Source organism: Thermodesulfatator atlanticus DSM 21156 (genome assembly GCF_000421585.1).
In the GTDB taxonomy this organism is placed as follows: Bacteria; Desulfobacterota; Thermodesulfobacteria; order Thermodesulfobacteriales; family Thermodesulfatatoraceae; genus Thermodesulfatator; species Thermodesulfatator atlanticus.
Genome location: NZ_ATXH01000029.1, coordinates 18,620 through 29,618, shown reverse-complemented (window position 1 = coordinate 29,618; position 10,999 = coordinate 18,620). Strand labels below are relative to the sequence as shown.

The 10,999-nt window shown below is 48.4% G+C and carries 9 protein-coding genes; 3 read left to right on the top strand and 6 right to left on the bottom strand.

What is annotated here, in order from left to right:
* Positions 1–446 precede the first annotated feature (446 nt).
* The 3 genes from rfaE1 to H528_RS0110310 form a co-directional block, all read right to left on the bottom strand.
* A complete protein-coding gene (rfaE1, locus tag H528_RS13525) occupies positions 447–1,397 on the bottom strand; it encodes a D-glycero-beta-D-manno-heptose-7-phosphate kinase (RefSeq protein ID WP_022854235.1) in 951 nt (316 codons plus the stop codon).
* Positions 1,387–2,421: a recombinase RecA gene (gene recA, locus H528_RS0110315; protein ID WP_022854234.1), complete on the bottom strand. Its 1,035-nt coding sequence runs from the start codon at positions 2,419–2,421 to the stop codon at positions 1,387–1,389. Before recA ends, rfaE1 begins: the two co-directional genes overlap by 11 nt.
* 296 nt (positions 2,422–2,717) lie before the next feature.
* Positions 2,718–3,545 carry a mechanosensitive ion channel family protein gene (locus H528_RS0110310; protein WP_022854233.1) on the bottom strand — a complete coding sequence of 276 codons (828 nt, stop codon included), beginning with the start codon at positions 3,543–3,545 and terminating at the stop codon, positions 2,718–2,720.
* A gap of 323 nt (positions 3,546–3,868) precedes the next feature.
* On the opposite strand from H528_RS0110310, the gene H528_RS0110300 reads away from it, so the two are divergent.
* From H528_RS0110300 to pdxA, 3 genes are read left to right on the top strand one after another with little or no spacing between them, the layout of a single operon-like run.
* Positions 3,869–5,002, top strand: coding sequence for a 3-deoxy-7-phosphoheptulonate synthase (locus tag H528_RS0110300; protein WP_022854232.1), 1,134 nt, complete (start codon positions 3,869–3,871; stop codon positions 5,000–5,002).
* Position 5,003: 1 nt separating this feature from the next.
* Entirely contained in the window at positions 5,004–5,936 is a 933-nt protein-coding gene (locus tag H528_RS0110295) for a radical SAM protein (protein ID WP_022854231.1), read from the top strand.
* Positions 5,926–6,885: a 4-hydroxythreonine-4-phosphate dehydrogenase PdxA gene (gene pdxA, locus H528_RS0110290; protein ID WP_022854230.1), complete on the top strand. Its 960-nt coding sequence runs from the start codon at positions 5,926–5,928 to the stop codon at positions 6,883–6,885. Before H528_RS0110295 ends, pdxA begins: the two co-directional genes overlap by 11 nt.
* On the opposite strand, the gene H528_RS0110285 is transcribed toward pdxA, so the two are convergent.
* From H528_RS0110285 to H528_RS0110275, 3 genes are read right to left on the bottom strand one after another with little or no spacing between them, the layout of a single operon-like run.
* A complete protein-coding gene (locus H528_RS0110285) occupies positions 6,871–8,118 on the bottom strand; it encodes a glycosyltransferase (RefSeq protein ID WP_022854229.1) in 1,248 nt (415 codons plus the stop codon). The genes pdxA and H528_RS0110285 overlap by 15 nt on opposite strands.
* 1 nt (position 8,119) lies before the next feature.
* Complete coding sequence (locus H528_RS0110280; protein ID WP_022854228.1) at positions 8,120–8,776, bottom strand: DUF5752 family protein; 657 nt, start codon at positions 8,774–8,776, stop codon at positions 8,120–8,122.
* Positions 8,769–10,958, bottom strand: coding sequence for a bifunctional alpha,alpha-trehalose-phosphate synthase (UDP-forming)/trehalose-phosphatase (locus tag H528_RS0110275; RefSeq protein WP_022854227.1), 2,190 nt, complete (start codon positions 10,956–10,958; stop codon positions 8,769–8,771). The genes H528_RS0110280 and H528_RS0110275 overlap by 8 nt, the downstream gene beginning before the upstream one ends.
* Positions 10,959–10,999 lie beyond the last annotated feature (41 nt).

Here is a 10,999-nt window from a genome sequence, read left to right as displayed (position 1 = left end):
AGATGGCAGAATATTTGCTATAGCAAATTTAGATCTTTGACAATTTTTGGTCCAAGAAAACGGCATAAATTCAATATTTTGTGGTGGGAGGGGTGGGGTAGCACAAAATGCATGGTTACCCACCCTTAAATTCCCGTAGGGAGTGGAAACATATGATCTCACTATAGGTCCAACACCACAACAGTCACGTTACCCACCCTTAAATTCCCGTAGGGAGTGGAAACCCAGTTTTTCCAGGCCGCTGATTGTAGGAGTAGAAAGTTACCCACCCTTAAATTCCCGTAGGGAGTGGATTTTAGGCGAAGGGCGAAGGGCCGAGGGAGAAGGGCAAACGTAGGGGCGACGCATGCGTCGCCCTTACAGCTTATCCAGCTATGAATTTCCTTAGAAAATGAAACTTTTATGCCCGACGTGGACTTTTTGTGAGTAGAAATGCCATAGAAAGTTCAGCAAAAAGGGGAAAGCTCTTCCCAGAGGATGGGCTGGGTGCCAACCTTGCCCACCACAATGCCAGCGGCTTTGTTGGCAAGCATGATTACCCTTTCGATAGGATAGCCTGCCGCATAAAAGGCGGTTAGCGTGGCGATTACCGTGTCTCCTGCCCCTGACACGTCGTAAACCTCACGGGCCTGGGCAGGAAAACGCCTTTTGATTTCAGGGTGGTGTAAGTACATGCCTTCTGGCCCGAGGGTCACCAGCATGAAAGAAAAATCATATTTGCGAATCAAATGTTCGCACACTTTGGGCATGTCCGCCTGATAAAGTCCCTCTTCTTTGGCGATTTCTTTTAGTTCCTTGAGATTGGGAGTAACGCAGGTGGCCCCTTGGTACCGACCCCAAGAAAGTCCTTTAGGATCGATCATTACGGGCAAGGAGTGTTCCTTTGCTTTTTTAATCACCCAACGCGGAAATTCGCCCCTGGCAAAAATCCCCTTGGCGTAATCTGAAATAATAATGCCGCTTACTGTTGGTAAAAGCTTTTCTATTTCCTGTTTGAGCTGGTCAAAATATTTGCCATTAAGCGGGGATCTATTTTCAGAGTCAATGCGAAGAAGTTGTTGAGAGCTTGCGATAATGCGTGTTTTAACGGTGGTGGGGCGCTCAGGGTCCTTTACGATGGCAGAGGTGCCAATCTTTTTTTCCTTTGCAAGGGTAAGGAACTCTTCGGCTTCGGGGTCCTGGCCCACTACGCCAGCAAGCTCAACCGCAGCTCCAAGGCCTTTTAAGTTGTTGGCCACATTGGCCGCTCCACCCAAAGACTTAGTAATAAACTTGAGGTTGAAAACCGGGACCGGGGCCTCTGGGGAGATGCGTTCTACCTCTCCCCAGAAATAGCGGTCAAGCATTACGTCTCCGATAACCAGAAAACGCAATTCAGCCAGGGGATTACTGGGCATGGGCCTCGGTTGCTTCTTGTTTTGGAGGAGCAAGCCCGGCAAGTTCCCTGATACGGGCTTCTAATTCTTCGGCAAGCTCTGGCTTTTCAAGCAGGGTGCGTTTTACGTTTTCACGCCCCTGGCCCAAACGCTCGCTCTGATAAGAATACCAGGCCCCGCTTTTTTCTATGATGCCCATTTTGACTCCGAGATCTAAAAGCTCAGTGTAGCGCGAGATGCCTTCGCCGTAATAGATGTCGAACTCGGCCTCTTTAAAAGGAGGGGCCATCTTATTTTTTACCACTTTTACGCGTACTTTGTTGCCTATGGGCTCGGTGCCGTCTTTGATGGTGCCAATGCGGCGAATATCAAGCCTTAAGCTGGCATAGAACTTAAGGGCGTTTCCACCAGGGGTTGTTTCGGGGTTTCCGTAGCCCCCCATGCCTATTTTCATGCGGATCTGGTTGATGAAAACCACCGCAGTGCCTGTTTTGGCAATGGCTGCGGTGAGCTTACGCATGGCCTTTGACATGAGCCTTGCCTGAAGCCCCACCTGGGTCTCGTCCATAGCGCCTTCGATCTCGGCCTGAGGGACAAGTGCGGCGACTGAGTCAACTACGATGATGTCAACACCTCCGCTCCTTGCCAATACTTCAGCAATCTCAAGGGCCTGTTCCCCGGTATCAGGCTGGGAAACAAGAAGATCATCTACGTTCACGCCGATTTTTTCGGCGTAATGAACATCAAGGGCGTGCTCAGCGTCGATAAAGGCTGCGGTACCACCGCCCTTTTGGGCTTCGGCGATCACGTGTAGGGCAAGGGTGGTTTTCCCTGAAGACTCAGGGCCAAATATTTCGGTAATGCGGCCTTTTGGGATGCCGCCAATGCCCGTGGCAATATCAAGACCAAGGGATCCTGAAGGAATAGCGGCGATATCCCTGATCTTGGGGGATTCCCCAAGACGCATGATGGTGCCGCGTCCAAACTGGCGTTCTATTTGAGATATAGCCGCATCTATTGCCTTCTTCTTGTCAAGCTGGGCCATAAAATCACTTCTCCTTTAAAGTTTTGACTCATTTTAATCGCTTTTGGCAAAGATTTTAAGAGTGAAGTTGCCTATTGAGTCAAAAGGATCCATTCCTGTTTTTACTAGGAGCGTAAAACAGGCGACACTTGAAAAATGTCATTGCGAGCGAAGCGAAGTGATCCCATTAGATCGCGCGGGCGTAGAAGTCGCCTCGCGATGACACCTTGTCGGATCAAACATGCTTCCATTAATAACAGGAACGGATCCCTGCGTTATGCTTAAAACACTGCCCTTGGCAAATTTGCAATGGTTTTTTATTGCGTTTTTTCTGGGCTTTTTTCCACAAAAAGATGTACATCCTGTTGCGGATAAGGGATGCTTATGCCTTCCTGATCAAAGACTTTCTTGATTTGTTCGGTTAGGTCAAAACGCACTGCCCAATAATCGCTGGTCTTGACCCATGGTCTGAAAACAAGGTTAACGGAACTGTCTGCAAGCTCTGCTACGGCCACAGTTGTGGCAGGGTCTTTCAAGATGCGCGGGTCTTTTGCGGCAATCTCCCAGAGAAGGGCTTTGGCCTTATCAATGTCGTCTTCGTAGCTGATGCCAACAACAAGGTCAACGCGGCGGGTATCGTTGGCAGTGATATTGGTAATTACGTCTCCTAGAATTTTGCTGTTGGGTACGATGATTTTCTGGTTGTCAGGGGTGTGAAGCACGGTGTTAAAAAGACCAATCATCTGAACCCCTCCGGTCACACCGGCCACAGTGACGGCATCACCTACTTTAAACGGCCTGAAAAGAATAATCATGACCCCGGCGGCAATGTTTGAAAGGGAGTCTTTTAAAGCCAGGCCAATGGCCAAACCTAAGGCACCAAGAACAGTAAGGAAAGACATGGTGTTGAAGCCGAGCTGGCCTACGGCGGCGATAATGACTACCAGCACCAGCGAATAATAGACAAGACCGCGTAAAAAGCGAGATAAAGTTACGTCAACACCCTTTCTTTCCAGGGCGCGCTGGGAAAAATTGGCAATTCTTTTAGAGAGCCAAAGACCTACAACCAGGATTATTATGGCGCCAATAACCTGAGGAGCAATGGCCATCAGATAAGCCCAAAAACCTACTAAAGTTAGATCCATCTCCACCCTCCTATAAAGATTTAATTTAGAAACCAATCTAAACAAAAAATTTTACTAAAACAAGAAATAAAATTTGGAAAATTTAATGACAAAAAATATACTTTTTTATTTTGTCAAAACGAGCCCGGATTATCCGGGTGTACAAGTCCCTTGTGATGAGTGCGTGGATGTCATGCAGAGGGCCATGAAGCCCAAAGCATCCATATACTGCTGCCCTGAAAATCCGGACACCTCAGAAAGGGAGGATCAAGTTAAAAAGCCTAATTGCAAAGAGGTTTAAGCGCGTTACAATGCTCTAAAATTCTATCTGGGGGTGTTTTTTTATGATTATCATTCTTAAACCAGAGATAACCAAAGATAGCCCTGAGTACCAACTCCTGATGAAATATCTTTCTCAGTTTGAAGGGGTAAAGACCCTGGTTGCTGAATACGAAGGAATCACCCGTAAAGTGACAGAAATCCATCTTATCGGACATACCCAGAAGATTCCCATTGAGATGATTCAAAGCCTCCCTGGGGTAGAAAAAGCCGTCCGCGTTTCTGCCAAATATCGCCAGATAGGCCGGCATGGGGATTTGGAACCCATTGGCTTTGATTATAAAGGTCTTCACTTTGATCAAAACACCTTTCATGTGTTCATGGGGCTTTGTGCGGCAGACACCAAAGAAAACGTGGAAGCCATTTTCAAGGCCCTAAAAGAGGCAGGGGTGCGCACCGCCCGTATGGGAGCTTATAAACCGCGCACTTCCCCTTATGATTTCCAGGGCCACGGCAAAGAATGCCTTCCCTGGCTTTTTGAACTTGCCGGAAAATACGACATTGCCGTTATCGCCATGGAGGTGCTCTCTCCGCACCACATTGACGAAATCTGGGAAGCCTTAGAAAAAGCAGGACACCCCACCGGGGTTATGCTTCAGATTGGCACCCGCAACGCCCAGAACTTCGAACTCTTAAAGGCCGTTGGTAATCAGCAAGAGTTTCCAGTGCTTTATAAGCGTGGAATGGGGCTTACCATTGAAGAAAGCTTAAACGCCTGTGAATACATTGCCAGCGAAGGCAACCACAACATTATCTTTTGCCTGCGTGGGGTGAGAACGCATCTGGGGGATCCACACCGCAACCTGGTAGATTTTGGCCACGTGCCGGTTATTAAGCGTTTGACCAAGCTTCCGGTATGCGTGGATCCATCCCATCCCATTGGTTCTCGGGTAGCTGCCCCTGATGGCATAAAAGACATTTATCACGTTGCTGCGCAAGGTGTAATTGCCGGGGCCAATATGGTTCTTGTGGAGTTTCACCCCAAACCCCAGGAAGCTTTGTGCGATGGCCCTCAGGCGCTATACCTGGAAGAGATTCCTTGCTTCCTTGATTACATCAACCGGGCAAGGCAGGCCTACCTTGATATGAAAGACATTGTAGCCCGCTACAACTTACAGGCCATGGCTCCGAAACCCTAAAATGCGTGCGGAAGAAATTGTCTTTGGGCCGGTTAAATCAAGGCGTTTGGGCCTGTCTCTGGGGGTTGACCCCCTTTTGCCCAAGACGTGTTCTTATGATTGCCTTTATTGTGAAATTGGCCCCACCAGATTCCATACCATTAAGCGTGGGCTTTATCGGGCTACTGAAGAAATAAGAGAAGCCCTGGCAATGTGTCTTAAGGATCCTGAGCTTCACTTTGAGGTGCTGACCTTTGCGGGCTCAGGCGAGCCCACCCTTCATGCGGAGCTTGGGGAACTTTTGCGTTTTGCCAAAACTCTTACCGACCGGCCCATTTGTGTGCTTACCAATTCGTCCCTTCTCTGGCAAAAAGAAGTGCGTGAGGACCTTCTGGCCGCAGACCTTGTGCTTCCTTCTCTTGACGCGGTGAGTGAAGATGTTTTTAAGCGCCTTAACCGTCCGGTACCAGAGCTTTCGGCAGCTAAAGTCATAGAGGGGTTGAAGTGCTTTTGCGAAGAGTTTCCAGGTGAGATCTGGCTTGAAATAATGCTTGTTTCCGGCATAAACGATACGGATGAAGAATTAAAGGCCCTTGCCAGGGTTTCTCAAGAGCTTTCACCCAATAAAATCCAGCTTAACACCGTTGATCGTCCCCCGGCCTATCCGCTGGCCAAACCAATTCCTCTTTCGCGTTTGCAGGAAATTGCAAAGCTTTTCGGAAAAAAAGCAGAAATCATTACCAGAGAAGCCCTTTGTGCTAGAGGTGGGTCGCGCAAGCCCACGGAGTCAGAAATTCTCGCCCTTCTTGCCAGAAGGCCTTCGCCTTCAGCAGAAATTGCAGAAGCCCTTTCGGCGGATTACAAAGCTACGCTTTTATTACTGGAAGAGCTTGTTAAAAAGGGAAAGCTCAAGACTAAACGCCACGAAAACAGGCTTTTTTACTATGTCAGCTAAGATAAAGCTTGGCATAACCATGGGGTGTCCGGCGGGGGTGGGGCCTGAGCTCTGCCTTAAGGCCTTTTTGCACGACCATCCCGAAGACCTTGAGCTTTTTATTCTGGGAGATGCAAAACTCCTTGAAAATTTGGCCAAAAGACTGGGGCTTGCTCCCATTCCTGAAAAAAACATCATAGCCCTTTCGGAATTAAACGCTTATAAACCTGGGTCTCCCACCCTTGAGACTGCGCGTGCTATGGTTCGCTACATTCGCGAAGGGGTTAGGCTTTGTCTTTCAGGGGAGTTGCATGGTTTAGTAACATGCCCTATAAGCAAGGCGGCCCTTAAAATGGCTGGTGAGCCCTATCCCGGGCATACTGAGATGCTCGCAGAGCTTACCCAAACCAAAGAATACGCCATGGCCTTTTATGGAGAGAGGCTAAAAATTGTTCTTGTAACCATCCACGAGGCCTTGCGCCAGGTGCCAGAGCTACTTAGCGCGGATAAGATTCTTCTGGCAACAAGGCTTGCCCATCGTTTTTTAAAAGAAGATTTGAATGTTTTGCAACCAAGGCTTGCCCTGGCAGCACTAAATCCCCACGCTGGTGAAGGTGGTCTTTTTGGTGACGAAGAAGAAAAAATACTTACCCCTGCTATCTGCCAGGCAGCAAAAGAAGGTATCTCTATTTCTGGCCCGTATCCGGCAGACAGCCTTTTTTACCGGGCGGTAAAAGGGGAATTTGACCTGGTAGTTTCCCTTTATCACGACCAGGGGCTTATTCCCTTTAAGCTGCTTCATTTTGACGATGGTGTTAATTTGACTTTAGGGCTTCCTATTGTGCGAACTTCTGTTGATCACGGCACCGCTTATGACATTGCCGGAAAGGGCCTTGCTTCAGAAAAAAGCCTTTTGGCTGCCATTAAGCTTGCCTATCTTATGGCCAAGAACCGTTTAAAGGGCCTCTAGTTCGATCCTTTCACCGTTTCCTGAAACAAGGGAAAGCAGAAGCGAGAGATAATCACGTACGTGACGGGTGATGAGGAAGTTTTCTTTGACAAACTGATGGGCCTTTTGCCCCATCTCATAGCGTTTTTGCTGATAAAAAAGCAGGTAGCGAATGCGAAGGGCCGCACCTTCAGGGGTGTGTACCAAAAAGCCTGTATGGTGATTTACCACCTGAAGCCTGATGCCACCGGTATTTCCGCCAATAACGGGTTTGTATTTCCACATGGCTTCGGTAACAGTTAGGCCAAAGCCTTCTTTGATGGATTTTTGCAATACCACCTGGGCTGCGCGCTGCAAGGCGTTTATCGTGCGGTGGGCATCAGGGGGCAAATAAAGGATGTGGATGTCAGGGTGGTCTTTGGTAAGGGCGAGTACTTCTTGATAAATGGTCTCGCCCTCAGGGTCATCCGCCGCGCCGCCACCAGCATACACCAACTGAAAGGGCAAAAACTTCATGGCAAGCATTGCTGCTCGGATAACACCTACCGGGTCTTTAAAGCGATCAAAGCGCGACACCTGGAGCACGATAGGTTTTCCGGGATCAAGGCCAAAGCGGCTATAAACCGCGTTAATTTCCTCTGAAGGAAGTTCCATATTTTTTTCGGTGAGAGGGTCAATACTTGGGGGAATGATGTATTGTGGATGCGGCAGGGGCTGGGTGAAATCAGGCATGGAGAAGATACTTGCATCGTAGAGTTTCACGATGTTTTTGAGATAACGCCAAACTGGGCGATAAGGGCGGGAAAGGTCAATATGGCAGCGCCACACCCACTTGTTCTGGCGTTCCCCTATGAGCTTGATGAGATATGCTGGCTGCGGGTCATGGATGATAACAAAATCTGCTTCCCGTAAAAATTTTTCAAGCTTTTCAAATTCTTTTTGGTTATTTGACTCATAAGTTTCAATAGATTTCTGGGTAAATTCAATGGGAAATCCCTGAAGGGCGTTATGAAAAGATTTTGTTACCTGAAAAAAAGGCTCATCACCGGCAATAACTTCCCAGCGCACCGAAAGCCCCAGGGCTTCCATTAAGGGTACCATGCTGCGCAGTATTTCAGCCACACCGCCGCCATAGCGCGTGGAATTAACATGAAGAATATTGGCGCCTTTTAGGCGCAGCGCCATTTGCCTGAGCTGGTCGATAACGTCTTTGCCAACTATTTTTTCGTAGCGTGCAAGCAAATCGTTGTTCATGCTACTCCTCAAAATAGTTTTGAAATACTGCTGTTAACTGGTCCCTGATTTCGGTAAGGGTAAGGAAATAAGGGTCTATTTTGGCAAGCTGAGCAGCAAGGTCGTCAAATTCCGGAGAAAAGGCTTTAAGCCAGGCCCTGAAGTCGTCAATGCTTTCTTCGGTACGGCGTCTGGCGTCGATAAAGTGGTAGAAAACACTTCCTTGAGAAAAAGAGGGAAGTTCCTTGGTGAGATCTTTGGGATGCCCGATGCGGCGCCCGGTATCAAAGACCACGATCTGGCTTTTGACGAAGTAAAAGGGCTTTTCAGCCTTGCGCCAGGGGAGATCGCCGGTTTCGTCAAAGCGTTCTTCAAGCACGTTGATTATTTCTTCGCGCAGTTCTTCTAAATCAGCAAACTCATGAGGTGCGATGAGGTTTAAGCGTTCTGCAAGCACGTAGTCATGAAGTTCCCGGTGTACCCAGGCGGCAAAATCATTGTGAAACTCTGGGTGATCAAAAGAGGGCCTTAACTGGCGTGCCCAGAAGTGATGATAGAGGCAGCCTTCTTCTACCTCGCGTAGGTGTTCTAATAGTTCGGCCAGAATATAAGCCTTGATTCCCAATGAGATAGAGACCAGGGCACTGTCTTTTACGTGGAAAAGGATTTCTTCATTCATGGTTTTCAACCAAAGAGCTTAAAATTCTTCGCACTTCCTTAAAATTTTGGGCACGATATCTTGCGCGGGAGACCCCAAAGCCGACTTTGATAGTAAAGGCGTGCCCAGGCATGGCCTCAAAAAGGTCTTCGTCAGTGAAATCATCCCCGACTGCCAGGATAAAATCGTAGTCTTTGCCCTCCAGAAAATAGCGTGCGGTGCGGCCCTTGTTGATGTTAATAGGTTTTACCTCTATGACTTTGTTTCCTTCAAGCACCATGAGATCGAGATTTTGTGTGATGTCGTAAAGCGCTTCTTTTAGTTCACGGGCCCTTAACGCCCCCAGTTCGGGGTCTGCCCGGCGGTAATGCCAGACCAAGGCGTAGTCTTTTTCTTCGATAAAGGCCCCAGGAGTCATGTCCGCAAAGTTTTCCATGATAGGCCTTATAGCTTCTTTCCAGTCGGAGCTAATGGGCTCTATCATTTTCCAGTCCTCGGAAGCTCTACGCACCCAAACACCATGTTCTGCAACGAGATGAATGGGGATTTCACCAAACCAGGCACTAAGAGTTTCTTTGTCCCGACCGCTTATTACTACTACTTCGTTATTCGGCAAAGAAGCGAGTTTTCTCAAAAGATAAAGGAGATCTTCGTCTGGTCTTGCAGCCTCAGGGCGCGGGGCAAAACCAACCAAAGTGCCGTCGTAATCAAGGAATTCGATACGAGCCTTGGCTTTTCCAAAAGCGCTCTTGATATTACGCAAAAGGGTCTCTGTTATGCGGGAGGCCACAAAGGCATGCTGGACTTCTTTTATTTCGGCGAGTTTTTCCATGAACTCTTTGGCCCAACGATGGACGTTATACCGACGCAAACGGTATTTCATGAGATGATTGCGGGTGTTCTTTTCCGCAGGAGAGACCTCCAGGGCCTCACGCATAGCCTCTACCATCTGGTTCAAATTAAACGGGTTGATAATGATGGCTTCTCCTAATTCCGAGGCCGCACCTGCCATTTCAGAGAGCACGAGCATCCCGTGTTCTGCAGGGGTGGTGGCCACGTATTCTTTGGCAATGAGGTTCATGCCGTCACGGTATGGAGTCACCAGGGCGACGTCAGCCAGATAGTAAAGGGCGCTAAGGGTTTGAAATTGAAGCGAACGGTAAAGATACCAGACAGGAGTCCAACCAAAGACACCGTGTCTTCCGTTGATACGGCCAATTAGTTCGTCAACTGCCCGTTTGAGTTGCATGTAGTGTTCTACTTTGGTGCGTGAAGGAACCGCTACAAGAATCAAAACTACTTTTTCTCGGTACTCAGGATATTTTTCCAGGAAAAGGTCATAGGCCCGCAGGCGCTGGGCAATGCCTTTGGTGTAATCAAGCCTGTCCACCGAAAGAATGATTTTACGATTTTCAATACGTTTTTTGATGCGTTTTATCTCCTGGCGGACTTCTTTTTTTTCTGGGGCCCGGGCAAATTTTTCATAGTCTATGCCCATAGGAAAGGCATCAACCTTCAACACCCGTTCATCTGTGGTGATGAGGCCGAGGCTGTGCTCATAACCAAGAATACGGCGCACCGAGCTGACGAAATGTCTTACGTAATCGTAAGTGTGAAAGCCTATCAAATCTGCGCCGCATAGGCCTTTTAGAATTTCCTCACGCCAGGGAAGCACACGAAAGATCTCATAAGAAGGGAAGGGGATGTGCAGGAAAAAACCAATGGTGGCGTTTGGGAGTTTTTCGCGCAAAAGCCCGGGAAGCAAGAGTAGTTGATAATCATGCACCCAGATCACGCTGTCAGGGTCAGCGACTTCAAGCACTGCATCGCAAAAAATGCGATTTACCCTGCGATAAGCTTCCCAGAGCTTTCTGTCAAAAAGGGCATATTGCAAAAAATAGTGGAAAAGCGGCCAGAGGGTCTTATTGGAAAATCCATAATAGTAGTTTTCTATTTGCCTTTGGGATAGAAAAACTGGTTTACAGGAAAGTTCAGAGAGCTTGGCAATGATTTCTTCTTCGTGGCCGCGCGCGGATTCTGAGGCTACTCCCGGCCAGCCAAGCCAGATGCCCCCTGTGTCTCGGTAAAAGGAGCCGAGCCCGGTGGCAAGCCCCCCGGCACTTGGTTGGAAATGGAACTTGCCTTCGCGTTTTGAAACAGTGACAGGAAGACGATTAGAGACGATTATCATGCGGCCGGCCATGGCTAAATACTAGGTGGAAGCAAAAGATTTGCCAAGGCCGA

Excerpts from the sequence above, each read along its gene's own strand:
- rfaE1 (WP_022854235.1), bottom strand. The coding sequence starts at position 1,397 with ATGCCCAGTAATCCCCTGGCTGAATTGCGTTTTCTGGTTATCGGAGAC.
- recA (WP_022854234.1), bottom strand. The coding sequence starts at position 2,421 with ATGGCCCAGCTTGACAAGAAGAAGGCAATAGATGCGGCTATATCTCAA.
- H528_RS0110310 (WP_022854233.1), bottom strand. The coding sequence starts at position 3,545 with ATGGATCTAACTTTAGTAGGTTTTTGGGCTTATCTGATGGCCATTGCT.
- H528_RS0110300 (WP_022854232.1), top strand. The coding sequence starts at position 3,869 with ATGATTATCATTCTTAAACCAGAGATAACCAAAGATAGCCCTGAGTAC.
- H528_RS0110295 (WP_022854231.1), top strand. The coding sequence starts at position 5,004 with ATGCGTGCGGAAGAAATTGTCTTTGGGCCGGTTAAATCAAGGCGTTTG.
- pdxA (WP_022854230.1), top strand. The coding sequence starts at position 5,926 with ATGTCAGCTAAGATAAAGCTTGGCATAACCATGGGGTGTCCGGCGGGG.
- H528_RS0110285 (WP_022854229.1), bottom strand. The coding sequence starts at position 8,118 with ATGAACAACGATTTGCTTGCACGCTACGAAAAAATAGTTGGCAAAGAC.
- H528_RS0110280 (WP_022854228.1), bottom strand. The coding sequence starts at position 8,776 with ATGAATGAAGAAATCCTTTTCCACGTAAAAGACAGTGCCCTGGTCTCT.
- H528_RS0110275 (WP_022854227.1), bottom strand. The coding sequence starts at position 10,958 with ATGGCCGGCCGCATGATAATCGTCTCTAATCGTCTTCCTGTCACTGTT.